Annotated in this window: 21 protein-coding genes; 6 read left to right on the forward strand and 15 right to left on the reverse strand. The window is 70.9% G+C overall.

The genetic code is table 11. The annotated features are described in order from the left end of the window. Positions 1-24: 24 nt before the first annotated feature. From ACLJPL_RS00205 to ACLJPL_RS00220, 4 genes are all read right to left on the reverse strand, one after another. Positions 25-768, reverse strand: a complete 744-nt coding sequence (locus tag ACLJPL_RS00205) for an ABC transporter permease (RefSeq protein WP_411078570.1) — start codon at positions 766-768, stop codon at positions 25-27. 44 nt (positions 769-812) lie between these two features. Next, the gene (locus tag ACLJPL_RS00210) at positions 813-1,658 is read right to left on the reverse strand and encodes an ABC transporter permease (RefSeq protein WP_411078571.1); all 846 of its coding nucleotides are present in this window, start codon (positions 1,656-1,658) and stop codon (positions 813-815) included. Positions 1,659-1,770: 112 nt separating this feature from the next. Further along, complete coding sequence (locus tag ACLJPL_RS00215) at positions 1,771-2,754, reverse strand: ABC transporter ATP-binding protein (protein WP_411079417.1); 984 nt, start codon at positions 2,752-2,754, stop codon at positions 1,771-1,773. 141 nt (positions 2,755-2,895) lie between these two features. Next, the gene (locus tag ACLJPL_RS00220; protein ID WP_411078572.1) at positions 2,896-4,170 is read right to left on the reverse strand and encodes an NYN domain-containing protein; all 1,275 of its coding nucleotides are present in this window, start codon (positions 4,168-4,170) and stop codon (positions 2,896-2,898) included. Between the two features lie 290 nt (positions 4,171-4,460). Between ACLJPL_RS00220 and ACLJPL_RS00225 the strand changes: the two genes are divergently transcribed. Further along, positions 4,461-4,640, forward strand: a complete 180-nt coding sequence (locus ACLJPL_RS00225; protein ID WP_411078573.1) for a hypothetical protein — start codon at positions 4,461-4,463, stop codon at positions 4,638-4,640. A 78-nt stretch (positions 4,641-4,718) separates the two neighbouring features. Here the strand turns inward: ACLJPL_RS00225 and dnaE are convergent, their stop codons facing one another. Then, positions 4,719-8,255 carry a DNA polymerase III subunit alpha gene (gene dnaE, locus ACLJPL_RS00230; RefSeq protein ID WP_411078574.1) on the reverse strand — a complete coding sequence of 1,179 codons (3,537 nt, stop codon included), beginning with the start codon at positions 8,253-8,255 and terminating at the stop codon, positions 4,719-4,721. 214 nt (positions 8,256-8,469) lie between these two features. Here dnaE and ACLJPL_RS00235 point away from each other — a divergent pair, with 214 nt between their 5' ends. The 3 genes from ACLJPL_RS00235 (at position 8,470) to ACLJPL_RS00245 (ending at position 11,492) form a co-directional block, all read left to right on the forward strand. Further along, a complete protein-coding gene (locus ACLJPL_RS00235) occupies positions 8,470-9,795 on the forward strand; it encodes a DUF2252 domain-containing protein (protein WP_411078575.1) in 1,326 nt (441 codons plus the stop codon). A 78-nt stretch (positions 9,796-9,873) separates the two neighbouring features. After that, positions 9,874-10,605 carry a hypothetical protein gene (locus tag ACLJPL_RS00240; RefSeq protein WP_411078576.1) on the forward strand — a complete coding sequence of 244 codons (732 nt, stop codon included), beginning with the start codon at positions 9,874-9,876 and terminating at the stop codon, positions 10,603-10,605. Positions 10,606-10,676: 71 nt separating this feature from the next. After that, on the forward strand, positions 10,677-11,492 hold the full coding sequence (locus tag ACLJPL_RS00245) for a DsbA family protein (protein WP_411078577.1): 816 nt from the start codon (positions 10,677-10,679) through the stop codon (positions 11,490-11,492). Positions 11,493-11,690: 198 nt separating this feature from the next. Here ACLJPL_RS00245 and ACLJPL_RS00250 read toward each other — a convergent pair whose 3' ends face one another. Further along, positions 11,691-12,269 carry a dienelactone hydrolase family protein gene (locus tag ACLJPL_RS00250; RefSeq protein WP_411079418.1) on the reverse strand — a complete coding sequence of 193 codons (579 nt, stop codon included), beginning with the start codon at positions 12,267-12,269 and terminating at the stop codon, positions 11,691-11,693. A 37-nt stretch (positions 12,270-12,306) separates the two neighbouring features. On the opposite strand from ACLJPL_RS00250, the gene ACLJPL_RS00255 reads away from it, so the two are divergent. After that, positions 12,307-13,458 carry a mechanosensitive ion channel family protein gene (locus ACLJPL_RS00255; RefSeq protein ID WP_411078578.1) on the forward strand — a complete coding sequence of 384 codons (1,152 nt, stop codon included), beginning with the start codon at positions 12,307-12,309 and terminating at the stop codon, positions 13,456-13,458. A 98-nt stretch (positions 13,459-13,556) separates the two neighbouring features. On the opposite strand, the gene ACLJPL_RS00260 is transcribed toward ACLJPL_RS00255, so the two are convergent. The 5 genes from ACLJPL_RS00260 to ACLJPL_RS00280 form a co-directional block, all read right to left on the reverse strand. After that, a complete protein-coding gene (locus ACLJPL_RS00260; RefSeq protein ID WP_411078579.1) occupies positions 13,557-15,143 on the reverse strand; it encodes a Na+/H+ antiporter in 1,587 nt (528 codons plus the stop codon). Positions 15,144-15,336: 193 nt separating this feature from the next. After that, a complete protein-coding gene (locus ACLJPL_RS00265) occupies positions 15,337-15,822 on the reverse strand; it encodes a GNAT family N-acetyltransferase (protein ID WP_411078580.1) in 486 nt (161 codons plus the stop codon). Next, positions 15,819-16,760 (reverse strand): RluA family pseudouridine synthase, encoded by a 942-nt coding sequence (locus ACLJPL_RS00270; protein WP_403208927.1) that lies wholly within the window; start codon positions 16,758-16,760, stop codon positions 15,819-15,821. Before ACLJPL_RS00270 ends, ACLJPL_RS00265 begins: the two co-directional genes overlap by 4 nt. A gap of 94 nt (positions 16,761-16,854) precedes the next feature. Continuing rightward, a complete protein-coding gene (gene lspA / locus ACLJPL_RS00275; protein WP_411078581.1) occupies positions 16,855-17,445 on the reverse strand; it encodes a signal peptidase II in 591 nt (196 codons plus the stop codon). 59 nt (positions 17,446-17,504) lie between these two features. After that, positions 17,505-18,359: a TraR/DksA family transcriptional regulator gene (locus tag ACLJPL_RS00280; protein WP_411078582.1), complete on the reverse strand. Its 855-nt coding sequence runs from the start codon at positions 18,357-18,359 to the stop codon at positions 17,505-17,507. Between the two features lie 563 nt (positions 18,360-18,922). On the opposite strand from ACLJPL_RS00280, the gene ileS reads away from it, so the two are divergent. Continuing rightward, complete coding sequence (ileS, locus tag ACLJPL_RS00285; protein ID WP_411078583.1) at positions 18,923-22,066, forward strand: isoleucine--tRNA ligase; 3,144 nt, start codon at positions 18,923-18,925, stop codon at positions 22,064-22,066. A 440-nt stretch (positions 22,067-22,506) separates the two neighbouring features. Here the strand turns inward: ileS and ACLJPL_RS00290 are convergent, their stop codons facing one another. The 4 genes from ACLJPL_RS00290 to ACLJPL_RS00305 all read right to left on the reverse strand — a co-directional run bounded on the left by ACLJPL_RS00290 (position 22,507) and on the right by ACLJPL_RS00305 (position 25,545). Beyond that, complete coding sequence (locus tag ACLJPL_RS00290) at positions 22,507-23,658, reverse strand: DivIVA domain-containing protein (protein WP_411078584.1); 1,152 nt, start codon at positions 23,656-23,658, stop codon at positions 22,507-22,509. 49 nt (positions 23,659-23,707) lie between these two features. Beyond that, complete coding sequence (locus tag ACLJPL_RS00295) at positions 23,708-23,992, reverse strand: YggT family protein (protein ID WP_006123846.1); 285 nt, start codon at positions 23,990-23,992, stop codon at positions 23,708-23,710. Between the two features lie 72 nt (positions 23,993-24,064). Next, positions 24,065-24,700 carry a cell division protein SepF gene (locus tag ACLJPL_RS00300; RefSeq protein WP_411078585.1) on the reverse strand — a complete coding sequence of 212 codons (636 nt, stop codon included), beginning with the start codon at positions 24,698-24,700 and terminating at the stop codon, positions 24,065-24,067. 125 nt (positions 24,701-24,825) lie between these two features. Beyond that, the gene (locus ACLJPL_RS00305; RefSeq protein ID WP_411078586.1) at positions 24,826-25,545 is read right to left on the reverse strand and encodes a YggS family pyridoxal phosphate-dependent enzyme; all 720 of its coding nucleotides are present in this window, start codon (positions 25,543-25,545) and stop codon (positions 24,826-24,828) included. Between the last annotated feature and the right edge of the window lie 2 nt (positions 25,546-25,547).

Below are 25,547 nucleotides of genomic sequence, written 5' to 3' on the forward strand. Positions count from 1 at the left end.
AGGGGAACAGCGCCGCAGGCGCCCCTAGGACGCCCTGGGCGCCTCGGGCGGCGTGCCAGGCTGCCCACCCGCACCGGACGCGTCAGCCGCGCCAGCCGCACCGACCGCCCCCTCCCCCTCGTAATACGTGGACCACCCCGCCCCCACCCAATCCGGCTCCGGATCCCGAGGCCCGAACGCCCCGGTCAGCAGCAGATGCACCGCCATCGCCGCGAACGGCCACACCAGCACCGCCACCCACACCGCACGCAGCTCCAGCGGCGCGTCGAACGTCACGCCCTGGCCCACTTCCCGCGCCCGGGACACCACGTCGGAGGACGGTCCCAGCCAGACGCCGACGCGCCACGCGATCAGGGAGCCCAGCAGCGCGCCCAGCGCGAGACCCGCCACCACGAAGACGCCCCCGCGCCGCAGCCGCCAGAAGACGGCCGCCGCCGACACCGCGCCGAACCCGAGCGCCAGCAGGACAAACGTTCCGTCCGCCCCGATCGCCTCTTCGCCCTCGCTGTTCCTCAGGAAGACGGCCGTGTCGTCGGAGACCAGTGGAACCCGGGGCGCGAGCCACAGCCACAGCAGCCCGAGCGCGAGGCCCGCGAGCGCCGTGAACACGACGACCAGGGCGGCCTGACGGAGCTCCGTGGCCGTGTCCGGGTCGTCGGGCGACTTCGCGGAGTGGGAGCCCGAGGGCGGAGCCTGCCACGGGTCGTCGGAGTGCGGCCGGTCGGGCGGCGTCAGAGGTGCGGTCACCGTGCCATCGTGCCAGGCCACCCGGTGCGACGCCTCACCGGCTGCCGCACGGGGGGGGCCGCCGCCTACCGTACGGCCGCCCGCCGGTACGCCCACGTCGCCACCGCCAGCGACAGCACCCCCACCACCGCGCAGATCGCGAGGAAGAAGCCGATCACGCCCCAGTCCGGATCGGCGTCGAAGGAGCGGGCCAGCGCCTCGACCCCGTACGTCGAAGGCAGCAGGTCGCGCGCCCACCCCACCGGCTCCGGCAGCCGGTCGGCCGGCAGCACCCCGAGCAGCAGGGCGGCGGACATCCCCAGCTGCCCCAGCAGGGTGGCCAGCTCCTGGCGCGGGGCCAGCAGGCCGAGGGCCGCGCCGAGCCCCGCCAGGGCCGCGCCGGAGAGCGGGATGACGGCGACCAGGACCCACAGATGGGTCATCGGGAGCTGGAACAGCACGCTCCCGGTGATCGCCGTGAAGATCGTGCCGGGCACGGTGAACGAGGCGTACGCGGCCGCCGCCCCGAGCACCACCGCTGCGGGCGGCACCGGCAGCGTGGCGTAGTGGTCGAGCCCGCCGCCGGCCCGCAGCTGGCCGAAGTACTGGGCGAGCAGGTTGAGCGCGACGAACGCCACGACCAGCACGCTGGAGCCGGCGACCACCGCCCGCGCCTCGGCCCCGCCGTCGACGACGCCCCGCATCAGGACCATGATCCCGACGGACTGGAAGGTCGCCACGAACAGCAGCGGGATCCGGGCGACCCGCGCCCGGGAGAGCTGGGCCCGGTAGACGGCGGCCAGCGAGGGCAGCAGCCGGGCGCGCGGCGCGAGGGGGGCGGGCACGGTCCGCGCGGCGGAGCCGGAACCGGCGGGGCGGGTCAGGGGCCGGACGCGCGAGGGTGCGGTCCTGGCCGGAATGATGCTCGTCACCTGAGGCCGCTCCCCTTACACCCGTCCGGTCCATGCACCGCGCCCACCCCTACGTACCGCGTCCGCGCGGCGTTCAACGCCTTTGACGCCCGCGTCCCGCGTCGGTGGATCCTCACGCCTTCACCAGCCCTTTGGTCGCATTGGCCGCGTCTCCCCCGAGCGCCAGGTACACATCTTCCAGGCTGGGTGTGGCCAGGGTGAAATCGTCGAGCGCGGCGAAGGCCGCGCCGCCCGTGACCGCGGCGACCGCGGCCCGGGCCTCGTCGGGGCTGAGCCGCAGCACCCAGCGCCGCCCGGACTCCTGGGCGGAGGGGCGCAGGGCCGCGACCTCCGGGACGTCCAGCGGGGCCCGCTCACGCCACATCAGCTCGACGCGGACCTCTCCGGCGACCTTCTCCTTGAGTCCGGAGGGGGTGTCGCAGGCGATGACCCGGCCGCGTTCCAGGACGGCGACCCGGTCGAGGACGGTCTCGGCCTCGATGACGTTGTGGGTGACCAGCAGGACGGTGGCCCCGCGCTCGGCGCGGCGGCGGTCGACGGCGGCCCAGACGGCCCGGCGGGCGACGGGGTCCATGCCGGTCGTGGGCTCGTCCAGGACCAGCACGGGCCGGTCGCCGACGAGGGTGGCGGCGAAGCAGGCGAGCCGGCGCTGACCGCCGGAGAGCTTCTTCAGGGGCCGTCCGGCGAGCTCGGTGAGGCCGAGCTCCTCCAGGACGGCGTCCCGTTCGGCGCGGGCCTCGCGCACGGTGAGGCCGCGCAGTCGTCCGGTGGTCTCCGCGGCGAGGGAGACGGTGAGTTCGTCGAGCGCGGTGGACTGCTGCCCGAGGTAGCCGATCAGCCGGGAGGCCCGCTCGGGGTGGCGTACGAGGTCGTGGCCCAGGACCTCGACGGAGCCGGAGTCGGGGCGCATCAGGCCGGTGAGCTGGCGGACCAGGGTGGACTTGCCGGCGCCGTTGGGGCCGAGCAGGCCGAAGATCTCCCCGCGCTCGACGTCGAGGCTGATCCGGTCGGTGGCGCGCACCTCGGGGGTGGCGGGTGCGCCGCGACGGCCCCGGACGGCGGGGTAGGTCTTGACGAGGTCGCGCACCGCGCACACGGTGCCGGTGTCGCTCTGCGCCTGTGCTGTGCCCGTACTCACGAGGTACGAGGGTACGGGGTCACATGCCCCGGTTCGCGCCCGGGGCCGCCACGCGTCGCGGAGCCCGCGTACGCGCCCGCTCGCACCCCGCGTACGCGCCTACTCCCCGGCGGGCACGTGTTCGGCCGCCGCCCGCACGTCGATCTCGCGCCAGAACCCGGCCCGGATCGCGTACCGGTCGTGTTCGTCGATCTGGTCGTCCTTGTGGGCCAGCAGCCCGAAGCGGGCCGCGTACCGGAGGAGTTCGCCGTCGATGCGGTGCGGGATGCGGGGGTACATGGTGGACAGCTTTTGCAGGTGGACGGTTTCCGGGAGGCGTTCCATCCAGCGCCGGGCGAAGACCTGGCCCACCTCGAAGGGGTCGCCGCCGACCGTGGTGATGTCCTCCTCCCGGTCGGCCCAGCGCTGTTCGGCGCTGGTGAGCTGGGCGAGGGTGGGCAGGGACGCGGTCTCGGCCGGTTCGCCGAGGGGGCCGCCGCGCTCGACCCAGCCCTTGTCGGAGGACCAGCGCAGGGTGGCGTTGGCGGGGGGCGCTGCCTGGGCGGCCGACCGGTCGGGGTGGGTGCTGTGGGCGCGGAGTGCGGCGAGGTCCTTGGGGGTGGGGACGCCCTTGTGGCCGGGGGCGGGTGCGGGCTCGGAGGGGCCGGGCTCGGCGTGCGCCGCGGGTCCGTTGCGGGCGGCTGCGGCCTGGGCTGCCTGCGCCGCCTCGGAGGCCCGCTCGGCGGAGGCGGCGAGGGCGGCCTCCGGCAGCGGCGCGGAGAGGATGGCGGCGATCTCGGGGCGCGGGGCGGGCGGCGGGGGGCAGTTGCCGCCGGTGTCCTTGGCGCGGACGGCCTTGGTGATCCAGGCCCGGTCGAGCACCCGCCGCTCGTCCGCCTCCGCGACCAGGTCCTCGGACTGGTTGTAGTCGCCGTCCGCGGCCTGGACGGCCCAGAGGTGGACGGCGACCCCGTGCTCCTTGGCGGACATCAGGCCCGGCAGCAGATCGCCGTCGCCGGTCACCAGGACCACGTCGGAACAGGCCCGGTTCCTGGCCAGTTCGGTGAGTTCGGCGTGCATGGCGGCGTCCACGCCCTTCTGCGCCCAGCGTCCGTCGCTGCGGGTCAGGGCTCCCAGCCGTACGGTCACGCGGGGCATCACGCGGAGCCTGCGGTGCTCGGGCTGGGGCACCCGGTCGGGGGCGCCGTCGAACCAGTAGATCCGCAGCAGCGGCTGCTGCGTATCGGCTTCGGCCCGCTCGCGCAGCCCCAGGATGAGGGCGGCGTGGTCGACGGTGATGCGGGAACGTGCGGGCTCTCCGGCCAGCAGACTCGCGGCTGCGCCCAGCAAGTAGCCGGCGTCCACCAGGACGACGCAACGGTCCACGCGCTCCACCCTCTTCCAGGAATTCGGGAACGGTTCAGCGGCCCGCCCCTCGATGAGTGGGTCCGCTTACCCAGGGTTTCCTTCGAGTCTGCCCGACCGCGCAGGGGTTAGCGGCCGGAACTCGATCATCGGCGTGGCGAATCGGGAAAGGGCCGGAAAAGGTCTGGGGCAGGCGACGGCGGAGCGGCCACTGCGGATACCACTACGCACCGTAATGATCCAACATGCACGGTTTGCGGCGCTATGTGAGTCTGACAACGGTCCTGGCCCCCCAGGATTCCCCACAGGAGGCATTCACCATGGCCAAGAACAAGAACCGCAAGCAGGGCAGCCAGCACGATCGCGCGTCCGCGTCGGAGCGTAGTGCCGAGCAGGCGAAGTCGACGGCGTACGAGTCGCAGGCCCAGTCCCAGCCGCAGGCTCAGGGCAGCCCCTCCGACGTGGCGCGCAAGCACCAGCGGCGCTTCGGTCACAACTGACGCGTCGGCCGCTCGCGGTCATGCACGAGAGGGGCGTCCCGCACGGTGCGGGACGCCCCTCTCGTCGTGTCTCCGGGCTCAGCCGGCCAGGCAGGACGGTCCGAGCAGCACCTTGAGGTCGCCGAAGAGGGCCGAGTCGGCCTTGACCCGGTGCCGGTCGAGCCGCAGGACCGTGGTGTTGCGGGGGCCCTGGAGCCTGATGCGCACCTCGGTGTCGCCCCGGTGGTGGCTGAGCACCTCGCCGAGCCGGGTGACCATGGGCGGGGTGATCTTCACGGTGGGGATGGTGAGGATGACCGGCGCGTTGATCCCGGCGTTGGAGATGTCGGGGACCTGCATCTCCATGGCGACCAGCCGGGGCACGTCCTCGCGCTTGTCGAGCCGTCCCTTGACGAAGACGACGGTGTCCTCGACGAGCTGGGTGGAGACCAGCTGGTAGGTGGCGGGGAAGAACATGCATTCGATGGAGCCGGCCAGGTCCTCCACGGTGGCGATGGCCCAGGCGTTGCCCTGCTTGGTCATCTTGCGCTGGAGGCCGGAGATGATGCCGCCCACGGTGACGATCGCGCCGTCCCCGTAGTCCCCGCCCATGAGCTGGGAGATCGAGGAGTCGGCCTTGTCCGACAGCACGTGCTCCAGACCGAAGAGCGGGTGGTCGGAGACGTACAGGCCGAGCATCTCCCGCTCCTGGGCGAGCAGGTAGGACTTCTCCCACTCGACGTCGGAGAACTCCACGTCGAGCCCGAAGCCCGGCTCGCCGCTCTCCTCCTCGCCGCCGCCGAAGAGGTCGAACTGCCCCTCGGCCTCCTTGCGCTTGACCTGCACCACGTTGTCGATCATCGGCTCGTGGTGGGCGACGAGGCCCTTGCGGGTGTGGCCCATCTCGTCGAACGCGCCGGCCTTGATCAGCGATTCGACGGTGCGCTTGTTGCAGACGACCGCCTCGACCTTGTCGAGGAAGTCGGGGAAGGTGCTGTACTTCCCCTTGGCCTTGCGGGAGCGGATGATCGAGTCCACGACGTTCTGGCCGACGTTGCGGATGGCGGTCAGGCCGAAGAGGATCACGTCGTCGCCCTGGGCGGCGAAGTTGGACAGCGACTCGTTGACGTTCGGCGGGAGCACCTTGATGCGCATGCGGCGGCACTCGTTGAGGTAGACCGCGGACTTGTCCTTGTCGTCCTTGACCGAGGTCAGCAGGGCGGCCATGTACTCGGCGGGGTAGTTCGCCTTGAGGTAGGCCGTCCAGTAGGTGACCAGGCCGTACGCCGAGGAGTGCGCCTTGTTGAACGCGTACCCGGCGAACGGCACCAGGACGTCCCACAGCGCCTTGATCGCCGCGTCGGAGAAGCCCTTCTTCTTGGCTCCCGCCTCGAAGAGGACGAAGTTCTTCGCCAACTCCTCGGGCTTCTTCTTGCCCATCACGCGGCGCAGGATGTCGGCCTCGCCGAGCGAGTACCCGGCGACGATCTGGGCGGCCTTCTGGACCTGCTCCTGGTAGACGATCAGGCCGTAGGTGAGGCCGAGGACCTCCTTGAGGGGCTCCTCCAGCTCCGGGTGGATCGGGGTGATCTCCTGGCGGCCGTTCTTGCGCTCCGCGTAGTTCGTGTGCGAGTTCATGCCCATCGGGCCCGGCCGGTAGAGGGCCGAGACGGCGGAGATGTCCTCGAAGTTGTCGGGCTGCATCTGGCGCAGCAGGGAGCGCATGGGCCCGCCGTCGAACTGGAAGACGCCGAGCGTGTCGCCGCGGCAGAGCAGTTCGTACGTCTTGGGGTCGTCCAGCGGCAGGGAGAGCATCTCCAGGTCGATGCCCTTGTTGGACTTCACCATCTTGATGGCGTCGTCCATGATCGTCAGGTTGCGCAGGCCGAGGAAGTCCATCTTCAGCAGGCCGAGCGACTCGCACTGCGGGTAGTCCCACTGCGTGATGGTGACGCCGTCGGTGTGCCGGACCCAGACCGGTGCGTGGTCGACGATCGGCTCGCTGGACATGATGACGCCGGCGGCGTGCACGCCCATCTGCCGGACCAGGCCCTCGACGCCCTTCGCGGTGTCGATGACCTTCTTGACGTCCGGCTCGCTCTCGTACATCCCCCGGATCTCGCCCGCCTCGCTGTAGCGCGGGTGCTTGGGGTCGGTGATGCCGTTGAGGTCGATGCCCTTGCCGAGGACGTCGGCGGGCATCGCCTTGGTGAGGCGGTCGCCCATGGCGTACGGGTAGCCCAGCACGCGGGCCGAGTCCTTGATGGCGTTCTTCGCCTTGATCTTGCCGTAGGTGCCGATCATGGCGACCTTGTCGGCCCCGTACTTCTCGGTGACGTACCGGATCACCTCGACGCGCCGGCGCTCGTCGAAGTCGATGTCGACGTCGGGCATGGAGACGCGCTCGGGGTTGAGGAAGCGCTCGAAGATCAGCCCGTGCTCGATCGGGTCGAGGTCGGTGATGCCCATCGCGTACGACACGATCGAGCCGGCCGCCGAACCGCGGCCGGGGCCCACCGCGATGCCGTTGTTCTTGGCCCACATGATGAAGTCGGCGACGACCAGGAAGTACCCGGGGAACCCCATCTGGATGATGATGTCCATCTCGTACTCGACCTGCTTCTGCCGGTCCTCGGGCACCCCGGCCGGGAAGCGGCGCTGCATGCCGACCCGGACCTCCTCCTGGAACCAGGTGACCTCCGTGAAGCCGTCCGGGATCTCGAACTTCGGCATGAGGTTCTTCGCCTCGAACATGCCGGCGGTGTCGATCTGCTGGGCGACCAGGAGGGTGTTGGCGCAGCCCTGCTGCCAGGCGTCGGATGAGTCGACGGCGTACATCTCGTCCGTCGTCTTCAGGTAGTAGCCGGTGCCGTCGAAGCGGAAGCGGTCCGGGTCGGAGAGGTTCTTGCCGGTCTGGATGCACAGGAGGGCGTCGTGGGCGGTGGCCTCGTTGGCGTACGTGTAGTGGGAGTCGTTCGTCACGAGCGGCGGGATGTCCAGCTTCCGGCCGATCTCCAGGAGCCCGTCACGGACCCGGCGCTCGATCTCGATGCCGTGGTCCATCAGCTCCAGGAAGTACTTGTCCGCGCCGAAGATGTCCTTGTAGTCGGAGGCCGCCTGCACCGCCTCGTCGAACTGGCCGAGCCGCAGCCGGGTCTGCACCTCGCCCGAGGGGCAGCCGGTGGACGCGATCAGGCCCTCGGACCACTGGGAGATGGTCTCCTTGTCCATCCGGGGCCACTTCTGGAGCCAGCCCTCGGCGTACGCGTCCGAGGAGAGCCGGAAGAGGTTGTGCAGCCCGGTCTTGTTGGACGCCCAGATCGTCTTGTGGGTGTAACCACCGGATCCGGACACGTCGTCGCGCTTCTGGTGCGGCTGTCCCCACTGCACCTTCCGCTTGTGTTTGCGCGACTCGGGGGCCACGTACGCCTCGATGCCGATGATCGGCGTGACGCCGGCCTTGGTCGCCGAGTGGAAGAAGTCGTAGGCCCCGTGGAGGTTGCCGTGGTCGGTCATCGCGATGTGCGACATGCCCATCTCGTTGCACGCCTCGAACATGTCCTTGAGCCGCGCCGCACCGTCCAGCAGCGAGTACTGGGTGTGCACGTGCAGGTGCGTGAAGGGCGGCTTGGTCACGGCGTCGGGCCTCCGGGAAGTCGGGCGATGACGGACGGGGGGACAGCGTGGAAGTCTACGACGTGGCGGACCCGGACGACGGGCACTACTGGCGATCGCCGAGCGTTGGAGAGGGCGGAACACGTGTCCGTTTTGTCATGACCTCCATCATCCACCGGTCATGAGGACCCTCGGTCCGGCCAGGCACGCCAGCTACAGCGGGAGGCAGCAAGAAATGTCGGAGACGCAGACCGGCGCAGCGCGGCGCGGGGAGCAGATTCTCGCCATTTTCGACACCGCCTTCGGGGAGCTGCTGGCCGCCGATCCGGCCGCTTTCCGGGTCAAGTTCCGCAAGATGGCGGGCTCGGCCTTCGCGTTCTACCGGGGCACGGCCTGCCTGTTCTACACCGATCTGGAGCGAGAGCAGCGCGGCGGCCCGTATCTGGACGAGCGCACCGGCCGGGTCTGGATCCACGGCGATCTGCACGCGGAGAACTTCGGCACCTACATGGACGCCCACGGCCGTCTCGTCTTCAACGTCAACGACTTCGACGAGGCGTACGTGGGCCCCTTCACCTGGGACCTGAAGCGCTTCGCCGCCTCCGTGGCGCTGATCGGCTACGCCAAGGCCCTGGCCGACGAGCAGATCACCGACCTGGTCCGGATCTTCGCCGGGGCCTACCGGGAGCGCGTCCACGCCCTGGCGACGGGCGCGAAGAACGACGAGGTGCCGCCCTTCACGCTGGACACGGCTCAGGGCCCGCTGCTGGGCGCGCTGCGGACCGCCCGCTCGCTGACCCGCTTCTCGCTGCTGGACTCGATGACGGTGATCCGGGACTTCGAGCGCCGGTTCGCGGACGGCGGCGGCGCGATCGACCTGGACGCCGCGACGCGGTACAAGGTGCTGGCCGCGTTCGACGGCTATCTGGAGACGCTGCCGGAGTCGAGCCTGTCCCGCCCCGACTCCTACCGGGTGAAGGACGTGGTGGGCCGCCGGGGCATCGGCATCGGCTCCGCCGGGCTGCCCTCGTACAACATCCTCCTGGAGGGCAACAGCGACGCCCTGGAGAACGATGTGGTGATCTACCTCAAGCAGGCGCAGACCCCGGCGGTCTCCCGGCACATCACGGACGCCGCCGTGCGGGACTACTTCCAGCACGAGGGCCACCGCACGGTGATCTCGCAGCGGGCGCTCCAGGCGCACGCGGACCCGTGGCTGGGCTGGACCGAGCTGGACGGCGCGGGCCAGCTGGTCGCCGAGGTCTCGCCGTACGCGGTCGACCTGGACTGGTCCGAGATAGACGAGCTGGACGAGATCGCGGCGGTCGTCGCCGACCTGGGCCGGGCGACCGCCTCCATGCACGCGGCGGCGGACGACGAGAGCGGGCACTCGCTGGTGCCGTTCTCCACGGAGCGGGCCATCGACGCGGCCATCGCGGCCGACGAGGAGGGGTTCGGGGAGCTGCTGGTCGACTTCGCCCACAGCTACGGGGCCAGGGCCCGCGCGGACCACCAGATCTTCGTGGACCTCTTCCGCAACGGGAAGATCCCGGGGCTGTGACCAGGGCATGTGTCCCGGGACTCAATCTCAGCCTCTTTTAATCTCCTCCTACCTCAGCACATGACACACTTTCCGGCGATGGACATCTCAGGGACGCAGCTCAGGGTGGCGCGCGCGGCGCTTTTCGCCGCGCTCGTCGTCACCCTGTCCACGGCGTCCCATGTGCTGCTCTCCGGGGTCCCGCTGCCGCTGGCCGCGGTGGCGCTGCTCGCCGGCGTCGTCTTCGCCGTCGCCTACGCACTGGCCGGCCGGGAGCGCGGCTTCGGCGCGATAGCGGGGCTGCTCGTCCCGCTGGAGCTGGCCGCCGACACGCTCTTCACCGCCGGCCAGCACCTCTGTTACGGGGCGGCCGGCGGGCCCATCGCGGGCCCGCTGCGTTCGGTGGGCTTCGACGTGCTGTGCGGCGGCGGCGAGGCCGGTGCGGCCGGGGCGCACCTGGCGGGCGTCGGCACGGTGGGCACCCCGCTCGCCGGGGTGACCGGTGCGGGCGACCGCGCGGCGGCCCTGCTGGCGCAGCCAGGACCCGCCGTGCCGTGGCTGCTGCTCGCCGCCCATGTGGCCGTGGGGCTGCTCGCCGCGGCGTGGCTGCGCCGGGGCGAGGCGGCGCTCGCGGGGCTGCTGCGCGCGGCGGCCCTGGTGGCCTTCCGGCCCCTGCTCGTCGCGGTCGCCGTGGTGCGCGGGAGCGTCCGGTCGGCGGCCCGCCGGCCGCGGACCGCCGGGCGCGTGCACCCGCTCTGCCCCGCCCGCCTCCTCGTGCACTCCGTGGGACGGAGGGGGCCGCCGCTCACCGCGTACGCCGCCGCTGCCTGAGGGCAGGACGGCCGACGTCGAGCAGCACCCCTTCCACTCCCCACGCACATACGCACGCACGGAGAACGATCATGAGCAAGCGCAACAACCAGGCCAACAAGGCTGCCGCCCGTGAGCGGCTGCGCGCCGAGCGCGAGGCCCAGGCCAAGAGGGACCGGACCCGCAAGCAGGTCGTCGTCGCCGTCTCGGTCGTCGCCGCCCTCGCCGTCGTCGGCGGCATCAGCTACGGCGTGATGCAGCTGAACAAGCCGGACGCCTGGGAGGCCGCCGCCGACGCGAAGAACGTCAGCGTGCCGAAGAACGCCTCCGGCGAGAACGGCACCACCGTGGTGATCGGCAAGTCCGACGCCAAGAAGACCCTGGAGCTGTACGAGGACTCCCGCTGCCCGGTCTGCGCCACGTTCGAGCAGGCTGTCGGCGAGACCCTCGCGAAGGACGTCGAGGACGGCAAGTACAAGGTCAAGTACGTCGGTGCGACCTTCATCGACAACATGGCCAGTGGCGAGGGCTCCAAGAACGCCCTGAGCGCGCTGGGCGCGGCGCTGAACGTGAGCCCCGAGGCGTTCCTCGACTACAAGGCCGCGCTGTACTCCGCGAAGTTCCACCCGGAGGAGCGCGACGACAAGTTCGCCAAGGACAGCTATCTCATCGAGGTCGCGGACTCGGTGGACGCGCTGAAGGGCGACAAGGCGTTCCAGAAGGACGTCGAGGACGGCACGTACGACGCCTGGGCGATGAAGATGTCCGCCGCGTTCAGCAAGAGCGGGGTGGAGGGCACGCCCACGCTGAAGATGGACGGCAAGCCGGTCACCTCCGAAGGCAGCGACGCCGCCCCGATGACGGCGGCCGCGTTCACGGCGGCGGTCGACAAGGCGCTGAAGGCGTAGCGCCTTCGGGCGGCGGAGGGCCCGGGTCGGGTCGCCCGGCCCCGGCCTCTCCGCCGCCCGCCACCTGGACTCGCACGGCTATGGCGTCCTGGACGTCACCGCCGGGCGCTCGCAAATGGACCGCCCGGTGCGCTGAGGACTTGGGGCCGAGGACTGAGGGCTGAGGGCCGAGAACTGAGGGCTGAGGGCTGAGGGCTCCTACAGCGTGGCCAGGAAGCCGAGCGCGACTTTCCAGGTCTGCTCGGCGGCAGCCTGGTCGTAGTCGTGCAGATCGGGGTCGGTGAACAGGTGGCCGGCCCCGGGGTAGCGGTAGATCTCCACGTCCGCCCCGGTCTGCTGCATCTGGAGGTACCAGCTGTTCAGCCAGTCGTGCGGCTCGAAGGGGTCCGGGTCCGCGACGTGCAGCTGGACGGGCAGTTCCTCCACCGAGGCGTTCTCGGCGATGTCCGACGTGCCGTGGAACAGCAGCAGCCCGCGCGCCTTCGCGTCGCCCAGGGCCAACGTCTGCGCGACCGCGGCCCCGAGGGAGAAACCGGCGTAGACGAGGCCCTGGTCGGAGTAGGGGGCGGCGGCCAGCACGGCGCGTTTCAGCAGCTCCTCCTTGCCGACCTCCTCCTTGAAGACCCTGGCTTCCTCCACCGTGTCGAAGGTGTGCCCCTCGAAGAGATCGGGCACGCGCACCTCGTGGCCGGCGTCCCTCAGACGTGCCGCCGCCGCGTGCACCGCGGGCCTGAACCCGTAGGTCGAGTGGAAAAGCATGATGTTCATGAGGCCCATGGTGCCAGTTGTGCCCCACAGCTTGGAGGACGAGGCGATGGAGAACGTGCTGCGCCCGCTGATGGTCATCGGCGGTTCCGTGGTGATCACCCTGCTGGTCGGCTGGCTGGTCGACCGGCTGCTGCGCCGGGCCGACGGCCGCCACCACGAGACCCCGCTCTGGGGTCTGCTGCGGCGCTGCCGGCCACCGTTGCAGGTGGTGGTCATCACCGCGCTGCTGCGCGGCAGTTACCGCCAGTCGGGCATCGCCTGGGTGTGGGAGCACCGGGTCGGGATCGGTCAGGCCCTCTCCCTGGTGCTGATCGGCGCCTCGGCGTGGCTGGTGGTCCGGGCCGCCGCGACGGTCGTGGAGTCCAGTTACGCCCGGTACGCGACGTCCACCCGCGATCCGGCCCGGGTGCGCCGGGTCCGTACACAGGTGACGTTGATCCAGCGGGTCGTCATAGCGGTCGTGACGGTCGTCGCCATCGCGGCGATGCTGCTGACGTTCCCGGCGATGCGCGGGGTCGGCACCTCGATGCTGGCCTCGGCCGGTGTGCTCGGCATCGTCGCCGGCGTGGCCGCCCAGTCGACCCTGGGCAACCTCTTCGCCGGTCTCCAGATCGCCTTCGGGGACATGGTCCGGCTCGGGGACACCGTGGTGGTGGACGGCGAGTGGGGCACCATCGAGGAGATCACGCTGACGTTCCTGGCGGTACGGACCTGGGACGAGCGGCGGATCACGATGCCGGTCTCGTACTTCACCAGCAAGCCGTTCGAGAACTGGTCGCGCGGCGGGGTCCAGATGACCGGCACGGTCTTCTTCCACCTCGACCACGCCGCGCCGGTGGCCGCGATGCGCCGGAAGCTGCGGGACATCCTCGGCGACATCGCCGCGTGGGACGGCCGGGACTGGTCGCTCGCGGTCACCGACACGACCCCCACCACGATCGAGGTGCGGGCCGTGGTCACCGCGAAGGACGCGAACGACATCTGGACGGTGCGCTGCGCGGTGCGCGAGCAGCTGATCGGCTGGCTGCGCGACCACCACCCGTACGCGCTGCCGCGCCTGGCCACCTCCCCCGCCGCTCTGCCGCCGGGCGAGCAGTGGGCGGAGCTGACGGGCGCGGAGGTCCTGGCCGGCCGCAACGGGTCGGGCCCCTCCCGCGACCTGGACGACTCCAAGGCCCCCAGGACCGGCCGCGGCTGAGGCCCCGTACGCCCGGGGGGCGGCGCGGACGATCCCGTACGCCCCGGAATGCGGGCCCCCGGTTTCCGTACGCCCCCGGGGCCCGCCCTCCGGAACGCTCAGCGCAGGGAGCGGAAGTCCAGGTAGCGCAGCACCCGGTCCACGACCTCGGGGTCGGAGCCGGCCTCGTTGCGGGCGGAGAGCACCTCGTGGCGGGCGGCCGACATCATCTCGCGCTGGACGCGGCTGACCGCCTTGAACCGCTCGGCGCGCTGCGCGTACGCCTCGCGCCGCTCCTCGTCGACGATCTCCGGGTTGATCCGGGCCCCGATGTCGTACGCGGCGCGCTGGAGCCGTTCCACGACCTCCTCCGGGAACTCCTCGACCTCCTGGATCTCCTTGAGCCGGTGCTTGGCGGCCTTGGCGGCGCGCAGGGCGAGCTCCCGCTCCAGGGCCTCTTCGGCGTCGCTGTCGGCGCGCACGCCGAGCTTGCGGACCAGCCAGGGCAGGGTGAGCCCCTGGAAGACGAGAGTGGCCATGATCACGGCGAAGGCGATGAAGATGATCTCCTCGCGGCCGGGGAAGGGCTGTCCGTCGTCGGTCTCCAGGGGGATCGCCAGCGCCAGCGCCACGGAGGCCACCCCGCGCATCCCGGCCCACCACATGACGACGGTCTCCCGCCAGCTGGTCGGGATCTCCTCGCTGACGTCCCGCCGGGTGTGCAGCCGCTTGGCGAGCCAGGTCGCGGGCAGCAGCCAGGCCAGCCGTACGCCGACGACGACCCCGACGATCGCGAGCCCCCAGCCGAGCATCTGGAACTCCCGCCCGTCTGAGGTGCCGAAGACGCTGTGCAGCTCCAGGCCGATCAGCCCGAAGGCCACTCCGGTGACCAGGGTGTCGACGATCTCCCAGAAGGTGCGTCCGGTGAGCCGGCCCAGCACGTCGTCGGCGTCGGCGGTGTGCTGGGCGAGGAAGAGCGCCGTGGTGAGGACGGCGAGCACGCCGGAGCCCATCAGCTCCTCCGCCAGGACGTAACTCACGAAGGGCACCAGCAGGCTCAGGCCGACCTGGAGGGTGGCGTCGCCGAGCAGCCCCATCAGCTTGATGGTGAGCCAGCCGAGGGCGAGGCCCACCGCGACCGCGACCACGGCGGAGAGGATCAGCAGCCCGAATGCCTGGGGCAGCGAGAAAGTGCCGCTCACCGCCGCGGCGATGGCCACGTGGTAGAGCACGATGGCGGTGACGTCGTTGAAGAGCCCCTCGCCCTCCAGGATGGAGACGAGCCGGCGGGGCAGCCCGACCGAGCCGGCGACGGCGGTCGCGGCGACCGGGTCGGGCGGGGCCACGAGCGCGCCGAGGGCGACGGCGGCGGCGATCGGCAGCCCGGGAACGATCGAGTTGGCGACCGCGGCGACGGCGGCCGTGGTGACGAAGACCAGGGCGACGGCCAGCAGGAAGATCGGGCGTTTGTTGGCGGCGAACTGCCGCCAGGAGGTGCGCTGCACGGAGGCGTACAGCAGCGGCGGCAGCAGGGCCGGGAGGATGATCTCGGGCGGGATGGCGACGGTCGGCACGAAGGGCGCGAACGCCATCGCGATACCGGCGAGGGTCATCAGGACCGGTGCCGGCAGCCCCAGGCGGGCGCCGAGCGGCACCGTGACCACGGCTCCGAGCAGCAGCAGGAGCAGCAGGGCCATTTGATCCACGGGAGGGGCCTTCCGGAGCGTACGGTTCCGGGCCTCTCACCGGGCCGACGTCCAGGTCACGGCTGTGCCGTGCCTGTGGGTCCGGCCGGGGTGAGCGGCCGTCGGGAGCCCGGCCGGGGCAACGGCCGGGCAGGGCCTCCACCCTGCCACGCACGGTTCACGAGGAGCACGAGACCCCCCGCACGGCGCGAGCTCAGGCGGCTCGGATCTCCCGGCGCATCGCCCGGTGCGGAATGCCCGCGTCCGGGAACTCGGGGCCGTACGCGACGTAACCGAGCCGTTCGTAGAAGCCGAGGGCGTGCGTCTGGGCGTGCAGGTCCACGGCGGCCAGCCCCAGCTTCCGCGCCTCGTCCTCGATGGCGCGCACCAGCGCCGCGCCGACGCCGAGGCCGCGCGCCCGCGCGCTCACGGCCAGCCGGCCGAGCGAGCCGGCGGTGAGGTCGCCGCCGGTCTTCCCGGCCGCGTCCGCGCCGTGCAGCAGCCGCCCCGTGCCGAGCGCCGTGCCGTCCGCCGCGACGGCCAGCACATGCACGGCGGTGGCGTCGTGGGCGTCGTACTCGATCTCCTCGGGCACGTTCTGCTCACCGACGAAGACGTCCTTGCGCACCTGGAAGCAGGCTTGCAGGTCACCGTCGTCGACGGCCCTGCGGGTGCTGTACGGGGGTGGAGCGGCGGTCACTGGCTCTCCGCGGAGATGGTGTCCAGGGCGTGCTGGAGGTCGGCCGGGTAGGTGCTGGAGAACTCCACCCAGCTTCCGTCGCTCGGGTGCTCGAAGCCCAGGCGCACCGCGTGCAGCCACTGCCGGGTCAGCCCGAGCCGCTTGGCCAGGGTCGGGTCCGCCCCGTACGTCAGGTCGCCGACGCAGGGGTGGCGGTGGGCGGACATGTGGACCCGGATCTGGTGGGTGCGGCCGGTCTCCAGCTTGATGTCCAGGAGGCTGGCGGCGCGGTACGCCTCGATCAGGTCGTAGTGGGTCACCGAAGGCTTGCCCTCGGCGGTGACCGCCCACTTGTAGTCGTGGTTGGGGTGGCGTCCGATGGGGGCGTCGATGGTGCCGCTCATCGGGTCCGGGTGGCCCTGGACGAGCGCGTGGTACTTCTTGTCGACGACCCGGTCGCGGAACTGGGCCTTGAGCAGGGTGTAGGCGCGCTCGGACTTGGCGACGACCATCAGGCCGGAGGTGCCGACGTCGAGGCGGTGCACGATGCCCTGGCGCTCGGCGGCGCCGGACGTCGAGATGCGGTACCCGGCGGCGGCGAGGCCGCCGATGACGGTGGTGCCGGTCCAGCCGGGGCTGGGGTGGGCCGCGACGCCGACCGGCTTCATGATGACCACGATGTCGTCGTCGTCGTGGACGATCTCCATGCCCTCGACGGGCTCGGCCACGACCTGGACGGGGGCGGGCGCCTGCGGCATCTCGACCTCCAGCCAGGCGCCGCCGTGCACGCGCTCGGACTTGCCGGCCACCGAACCGTCCACCTGGACCTTCCCGGCAGCGGCCAGCTCGGCGGCCTTGGTGCGGGAGAAACCGAACATCCTGGAGATGGCGGCGTCGACACGCTCGCCTTCCAGGCCGTCCGGTACGGGCAGGGTGCGGATCTCGGGGTGCGTACTCACCTGTCGAGTATGCCTTGCGCCCACCGCTGCCCGCGCCGCCCGGTCGACGCCTGTGGACAGTCACTCCCCGCGGACGGTCGACGCCTGTGGACAGTCAGTCCTTGTGGACGGTCCCGTCCGGGTCCAGGCCCTTGAAGGAGAGGATCACGATGAGGATGCCGCCGCACACGATGGCGGAGTCCGCGAGGTTGAAGACGGCGAAGTGCTTGGGGGCGATGAAGTCGACCACCGCCCCTTCGAACACACCGGGCGCGCGGAAGATCCGGTCGGTGAGGTTGCCGAGCGCACCGCCCAGGAGAAGGCCCAGGGCGATGGCCCACGGCAGGCTGAAGAGCTTGCGGGCGAGGCGGATGACGACCACGATCACACCGGCCGCGATGATGGTGAAGATCACCGTGAACGCCTCGCCGATCCCGAACGCCGCGCCCGGGTTGCGCAGCGCCCGGAACTGGAGCCAGTCCCCGATGATGTCGATCGGCGGCTGGTGCTCCAGCTTGGCGACCACGATCATCTTGCTGACCAGGTCCAGCAGGTAGGCGACGACGGCGACGCCGAGGAGCACCAGGATCCTGCGCTTGCCCCGGCCCGCGTTCACGGCGGCGTCGGCGGCGGTGGAGCCGCCTTCGTCCGGGTGCTCGGCCTCGGGATTGTCCGGCGTACCGATGATGCGCTCCGCCTCTGCCACGTGAGTCCCTCAACCTAGGTGCCTGACTGAGGACGAGGGTACGACACACCTGTGCGGGGTCAGCCCCGCCGCTCCTGCTTCTGCTTGTCCTCGACGCACAGGGTGGCGCGGGGAAACGCCTGCATCCGCGCCTTTCCGATCGGTTTGCCGCAGATCTCGCAGAGCCCGTAGGTCCCCGCCTCCAGCCGGGCGAGCGCCCGCTCGGTCTGCTCCAGCGTCTCCTGGGCGTGGGCGGCGAGCGACAGCTCGTGTTCCCGCGTGATGTTCTTGGTGCCCGTGTCGGCATCGTCGTCGCCCGCGCCGTCGCCGGAGTCCCGCATCAGCCCGGCGAGGGCCGCCCCCGACGCCTCCAGCTCGTCGCGCAGCCGCGTGATCTCGCTGCTGAGCAGCGTGCGCGCCTCGGTGACCTCCTCGGGCGTCCAGGGGTCCTCCCCGGGCCGTACCGCCAGTTCGCCGGGAGCGGTCGCGGCGGCGGCCCGGGCCGGCGGCACCGCGGCCGCCTCGTCCGTACCGGCTGCGGGGCGACTCGCGCTCTTCTTGGCTACCACCGTGTGGGCTCCCGTCTCCTCGGCGGCCTTCGCCGCCCCCGTGGCCGTCGTCGCGGCCTTCTTCGAAGCCTTCTTGGCTGCGCTGCTCTTCGTGGTGGTGCTCTTGGCAGTGCTCTTCTCGGCGGCGGTCTTCTCGGCAGCCGCCTTCTTCTGACCCGCCTTGGCGGCGGGCGCTTCTTTCGCGGCCGCCTTCTTGACCGCTGCCTTCTTGACCGCCGCTTTCCTGCCCGTCGCCTTCTTGGCAGGCGTCTTCTTCGCGGACGCCTCACCGGCGACCGCGTCCTCGGCGGACGGGGCATCGGCCGGTGGCTTCCCGTCGGCCTTCTGCCCGGCCGCGGTCTCTTCCGCCGTCTTCTTCGCCACCATGGCCGCGGCCCCTTCACATATTGTGATCTTGCTCGCGAATCGTGCTGGGACGATAAATCGACCCCAGCCCCGCGGCAACGGGGCACGCCGCCTTTTCGCCCCTCCCCGTACCCGGTCGTGGCGCGCCTGCATCCGTTGTGCCCAGCTCCCCGCCCGGTAATCCGCCCCCGCGCCCCATGGACGACTCCGTACGCCCCCGACTGGCCATTCGGGTCACGGCGGGCCCCCGGTTAAACCGGTCGGCCGTCAGCCGTACGGGCCCGTACACTGGGCTCAGCGAGAGGCATGGACGGGACGAGTAGCGCCGTACGCAGCCAGCAGCGACCCGGGGACGGTGGGAGCCCGGGGGCGAGCGCGTCGTGAAGATCACCCCGGAGCCGCCGGAAGAAAGCCTCGGACCGTGGGTCCGCCCACGGGCCCGAGGTCACTAGACCCGGCATCGCGACCCCAATGAGGGGGCCACGGGCACACGCGCCCGGGGCCAAGGAGGGTGGTACCGCGGGAGCCGATACGCTCTCGTCCCTCCGACGGAAGTGGAATACGTCCGCCGGAGGAAGCCGCACATGACATCGCCGCAGTACCGCCAGGTACCCGCCCAGGTCGACCTGCCCGCGCTGGAGCACGCCGTGCTCGACTTCTGGCGCGAGAACAAGGTCTTCGCCAAGAGCCTGGACCAGTCCGAGGGCCGCCCGGAGTGGGTCTTCTACGAGGGCCCGCCCACCGCCAACGGCATGCCCGGCGCGCACCACATCGAGGCCCGCGTCTTCAAGGACGTCTTCCCCCGCTTCCGCACCATGCAGGGCTACCACGTGGGCCGCAAGGCCGGCTGGGACTGTCATGGCCTGCCGGTCGAGCTCGCGGTGGAGAAGGAGCTGGGCTTCAACGGCAAGAAGGACATCGAGGCGTTCGGCATCGCCGAGTTCAACGCCAAGTGCCGCGAGTCGGTGACCCGGCACACCGACGCCTTCGCCGAGCTCACGACCCGTATGGGGTACTGGGTCGACCTGGACGACGCGTACCGCACGATGGACCCGGAGTACGTGGACTCCGTGTGGTGGTCGCTGAAGGAGATCTTCAACAAGGACCTGCTGGTCCAGGACCACCGGGTCGCCCCCTGGTGCCCCCGCTGCGGCACCGGCCTCTCGGACCACGAGCTGGCCCAGGGCTACGAGACGGTCGTCGACCCCTCCGTCTTCGTCCGCTTCCCCCTCACGTCCGGCCCGCTGGCCGGCGAGGCGGCCCTCCTGGTCTGGACGACGACCCCCTGGACGCTGGTCTCCAACACGGCGGTCGCCGCGCACCCCGAGGTCCGCTACGTCGTGGCGAGCGACGGCGAGGAGAAGCTCGTCGTCGCCGAACCCCTCCTGGAGAAGGCCCTCGGCGAGGGCTGGGAGGTGACCGGCCAGTCGTTCACCGGCGCGGAGATGGAGCGCTGGACCTACGAGCGCCCGTTCACGCTGGTCGACTTCCCCGCGGAAGCCCACTACGTGGTCAACGCCGAGTACGTGACGACCGAGGACGGTACGGGTCTGGTCCACCAGTCCCCCGCGTTCGGCGCCGACGACCTCCTGGTCTGCCGTGCGTACGGCCTCCCGGTGGTCAACCCGGTCCGTCCGGACGGCACTTTCGAAGAGGATCTCCCGCTGGTCGGCGGCGTCTTCTTCAAGAAGGCCGACGAGGCGCTCACCGCGGACCTGGACGCGCGCGGCAAGCTCTTCCGCCATGTTCCGTACGAGCACAGCTACCCGCACTGCTGGCGCTGCCACACGGCGCTGCTCTACTACGCGCAGCCGTCCTGGTACATCAGGACGACGGCGATCAAGGACCGCCTCCTTCAGGAGAACGAGAAGACCAACTGGTTCCCGGACTCGGTCAAGACCGGCCGCTTCGGCGACTGGCTGAACAACAACGTCGACTGGGCGCTCTCCCGCAACCGCTACTGGGGCACCCCGCTGCCGATCTGGCGCTGCGAGGACGACCACCTGACGTGCGTGGGCTCAAGGGCGGAACTGACGGAGCTGACGGGCACGGACCAGTCGTCCCTGGACCCCCACCGCCCGTTCATCGACGAGATCACCTTCACCTGCTCGCATGAGAACTGCCAGCTGGAGGCGTACCGGGTCCCGGAGGTCATCGACGCCTGGTACGACTCGGGTTCGATGCCGTTCGCGCAGTGGGGCTACCCGTACAAGAACAAGGAAGTCTTCGAGAGCCGCTACCCGGCGCAGTTCATCTCGGAGGCCATCGACCAGACCCGCGGCTGGTTCTACACGCTGATGGCGGTAGGAACGCTGGTCTTCGATAAATCCTCGTACGAGAACGTGGTCTGCCTGGGCCACATCCTCGCCGAGGACGGCCGCAAGATGTCCAAGCACCTGGGCAACATCCTCCAGCCGATCCCGCTGATGGACCAGCACGGTGCGGACGCGGTGCGGTGGTTCATGGCGGCGGGCGGCTCCCCGTGGGCGGCACGCCGGGTGGGCCACGGCACGATCCAGGAGGTCGTCCGCAAGACGCTCCTGACGTACTGGAACACGGTGGCGTTCCAGGCCCTGTACGCCCGCACCTCGTCCTGGTCCCCCTCCGAGGCCGACCCGGCCCCGGCGGACCGCACGGTCCTGGACCGCTGGCTGCTCAGCGAACTCAACGCGCTGGTCGACCAGATGACGGCGGCGATGGAGGCGTACGACACCCAGCGCGCCGGCAAGCTGCTCTCGGCGTTCGTGGACGACCTCTCCAACTGGTACGTACGCCGCTCGCGCCGCCGCTTCTGGCAGGGCGACAAGGCGGCGCTGCGCACACTGCACGAGGTCGTCGAGACGGTGACCCGGCTGATGGCCCCGCTGACCCCGTTCATCACCGAGCGGGTCTGGCAGGACCTGATCACGCCGGTGACGCCGGACGCCCCGGAGTCGGTGCACCTGTCCTCCTGGCCCAAGCCGGACCTGACCGCGATCGACCCCACCCTCTCGACCCGGATGGCGCTGGTGCGCCGCCTGGTGGAGCTGGGCCGGGCCACGCGGGCGGAGTCGGGCGTGAAGACGCGCCAGCCGCTGTCGCGCGCGCTGGTGGCGGCGGCCGGCTTCGACTCCCTCTCCCCCGAGCTGCGGGCGCAGATCACGGAGGAGCTGAACGTCACATCGCTGGCCTCGCTCTCCGAGGTGGGCGGCTCGCTGGTCGACACCACGGCCAAGGCGAACTTCCGGGCGCTGGGCAAGCGGTTCGGCAAGGGCGTGCAGGCGGTGGCCAAGGCTGTGGCCGAGGCGGACGCGGCGGCGCTCTCCCTCGCCCTGCGCGAGGGGACGGCGTCGGTGGAGGTGGACGGCGAGCAGATCACCCTCTCCCCCGACGAGGTCATCATCACGGAGACCCCGCGCGAGGGCTGGTCGGTGGCCTCGGACTCGGGCGCGACGGTCGCCCTGGACCTGGAGATCACCCCGGAACTGCGCCGCGCGGGCCTGGCCCGTGACGCGATCCGCCTGATCCAGGAGGCCCGCAAGAACAGCGGCCTGGACGTGGCGGACCGCATCGCCGTCCGCTGGACCTCCACGTCCCCGGCCACCGTGGAAGCCCTCACGGAGCACACCCCGCTGATCTCCGAGGAGGTGCTCGCCCTGGACTACGCGGAGGGCGAGGCGGACGACACGTACGGCGAACCGTTCGAGGACGAGGGCCTGGAGCTGGTGTTCCGCCTGCGCAAGCGGTAGCGCGTACGTCTGCGAGGGCCCGGCCGGAAGCTTCCCGGCCGGGCCCTCCGGCGTACCCCCTCAGGGGCTCCGCCCCGAACCCCCGCTCCTCAAACGCCGGCGAGGCTACCGATAGCCCCTCCGGCGTTTGAGGAGCGGGGTCCGGGGCGGAGCCCCGAAACCAGCCCGTCCGGCGCTTGAGGAGCAGGGCCCGGGGGCCGGAGCCGCAAAACCAGCCCGTCCGGCGCTTGAGGACGAAAGGGGGCCCGGGGCGGAGCCCCGGTTTCGGGAAGGGGCGGGTAGGGGAACAGCCCGCCGCAGGCGCCCCCACCCCCGCAGGCGCCCCACCCGCACCGGCAGACGGCGGCGCTGCCACACGCCAAAGGGCCGGGCCCCGGAGAAAATTCCGGGGCCCGGCCCTGTGACTGCCGACGGCTACGCGCTCAGCGAGCGCGAACCGATCAGTTGTCGTCCTCGTCGATCAGAAACCCACGCATCGGCGACGGCGCCTGCTGCATCGGCTGCGGAGCCTGAGGCCGCACCGGTGCCATCGGCTGCGTCATCGCGGGCGACATCTGCTGCTGCCCGCCGTAGGACGGCGCACCGCCCATGGACTGGCCGCCACCCATCTGCTGGCCGCCGTGGCCACCGTGGTTGGAGCTGCCCATGGAGTGACCCATCGCACCCGCACCGGCCGGAGCCAGCGAGGGCGACGGCGGCAGCGAAGCGGCCGGCGCGGTCCGCGGCGGGGCGAGCGAGTCGTCCGCCTGGGTCTCCAGCTGACGCAGCTGGCTCTCCAGGTAGGACTTCAGCCGCGTGCGGTACTCGCGCTCGAAGCCGCGCAGGTCCTCGACCTTGCGCTCCAGCGTCGCGCGGGCCGACTCCAGCGAGCCCATCGCCACGCGGTGCTTCTCCTGCGCGTCCCGCTCCAGCGCGTCGGCCTTGGCGCGCGCGTCGCGCTCCAGGCCCTCGGCACGGCTGCGCGCCTCGCCGACGATCTTGTTGGCCTCGGAACGGGCCTCCGCGATCGCCTGGTCGGCGGTCTGCTGCGCGAGCGAGAGGACACGGGCGGCGCTGTCGCCACCGGGGCCCTGCCCCTGCTGCTGCATCTGCGGCTGTTGCATCTGCTGCATCTGCTGCTGCTGGGGGTGCTGACCCATGGGGCCGCCCATCGGGCCACCCATGGGACCGCCCTGCATCGGGCCGGGGCCGTGCGGACCCTGCGGGCCGCCGTGGCCACCCTGGGGGCCATGGCCGCTCGGGCCGGCAGGCAGCTGCGGCGCGCCACCGGGCAGCTGGGGCGGACCCATCTGCGGGGGCTGCTGCTGCTGCGGCGGTCCAGATATGGCGGCGGGAACGGGCGCACCGGGGCGGTCCTGCTGCTCCGGAGGCTTGCGCATACCCTGCTGCTGCTGTTGCTGCTGCTGGTTCTGCGCGGCGGCGCGCGTCGCGGCGGCCAGCTTGGCGCGCAGGTCCTCGTTCTCACGGAGCAGACGGGTCAGCTCCGATTCGACCTCGTCGAGAAAGGCATCGACCTCGTCCTCGTCATAGCCTTCTCGGAGGCGGACGGTCGTGAACTGCTTGTTCCGCACGTCCTCGGGGGTCAACGGCATCTCTTCTTCACCTCTACGTAGTCGTCGGCAGTCGGCAAGACCGTATCGCTCACAACCTGACCACAACGCTGATCAGGATGTAGACGATGATCATCAGAACGAAGAAGGACAGGTCGAGTGCCACGCCCCCGAGACGCAACGGCGGAATGAACCGCCGCAGAAGCTTGAGCGGTGGATCGGTGACAGTGTAGGTGGCCTCAAGTACGACCACCATCGCCTTGCCGGGTTGCCATGAACGTGCGAACTGGAAGACATAGTCCATGACCAGCCGGAAGATCAGCACGATGAGGAAACACATCAGCGCGATGTAGACAACATCCAGTGCGACGCCCATCTCCCGCGCTTCCCTCTCCCCTGGCCCTCGTAGCTCCGGCCTCGCGGCCGGGTTGTTCCCGGTGTCGTGTTCTCAGCTCTGGTTGAAGAATCCGCCCTCTGCGATGCGGGCCTTGTCCTCCGCCGTGACATCGACGTTAGCAGGCGACAACAGGAACACCTTCTGCGTCACGCGTTCAATGCTGCCATGGAGTCCGAAGACGAGTCCCGCGGCAAAGTCGACAAGTCGCTTTGCGTCCGTATCGTCCATCTCCGTGAGATTCATGATCACCGGAGTGCCCTCACGGAAGTGTTCCCCGATGGTACGGGCCTCGTTGTAGGTCCTGGGGTGCAGCGTGGTGATGCGGTACGGCTCCCGCTCGGACACGACCTTGGGCATGATCACCGGTGCGTTCTTCTCCATGTTCGGGCGGTCAGGTGTGATGGATGCCACGGGTGCGATCCGGGCGGGTCGCACGCTTTCCGCGGGGAGCTGAACGGGCTCGCGCTGGGCGGGTGGTTGCACCACTCGCACCGGTTCGTCCCTTTCGCGCTCACGATCGCGCTCGCGCTCCCGTTCCACCTGATGCGGGGGCTGGTGCCGTCGCCGGTCGCGCTCGGGCTCCGGCTCGGGCTCGAATTCGTCATCGGGGTCGAACCCCGGACCGTCGTACCCATCGTCCTCCACGAGGCCGAGGTAGACCGCCATCTTGCGCATCGCGCCGGCCATGCTCCGAGTCCTCCGCTCTGTGGTGGATCGGCATTCGTCACCAAGTGCCCGCGATCCACTGTGGCCTGCCCGCTCCGGGCGGGAATGACCATATTTTCTGCTGTGGTCCGACTTGCTTCGCGACGTTACCCGAGGCGTGGTCGGACTCCGAGTACCGCCGTACCGACGCGTACATGTGTCGCTCCGGCCGCCACCGCGTCCTCCAGGTCCGCACTCATGCCCGCGGAGACCATGGTGGCAGCCGGATGACCGGCGCGCAGGCGGGTGGCGAATTCCATCAGCCGGTCGAAAGCGACCCGTTGCCGTCCCGCAAACGGTCCGGCCAGCGGCGCGACGGTCATCAGACCCTCCAGCCGCAGCCCCTCCGCCGCGTCGACGGCGGCCGCCAACTCCTCGATCCCGTCCGGCGCGACGCCGCCGCGCTCACCGCGCTCGCCGCTCTCCGCGTCCAGGGCGACCTGGAGGAGACAGCCGAGTTCGCGGTCCGCGCGGACCGCGGCGGCGGAGAGGGCGGTGACCAGCCTGCTCCGGTCCACCGACTGCACGACATCGGCATAACTCGTCACAGAACGAACCTTGTTCGTCTGCAATTGTCCGACAAAGTGCCATGTCAGGGAAAGATCCGCACAAGCGGTGGCTTTCGGCGCCGCGTCCTGGTCACGATTCTCCGCGACATGGCGCACACCCAGTTCATGCAGGATCCGCACATCGCTCGCGGGGTAGGTCTTGGTGACCACGATCAGGGTCACTTCCTCGCGCTTGCGGCCGGCCGCGGCGCAGGCGGAGGTGATCCTTTCCTCCACCTGTGCCAGGTTCGCCGCGAGTTGATCCCTACGGTCCGTCATGC

The organism is Streptomyces sp. cmx-18-6 (genome assembly GCF_046548915.1).
In the GTDB taxonomy this organism is placed as follows: Bacteria; Actinomycetota; Actinomycetes; order Streptomycetales; family Streptomycetaceae; genus Streptomyces.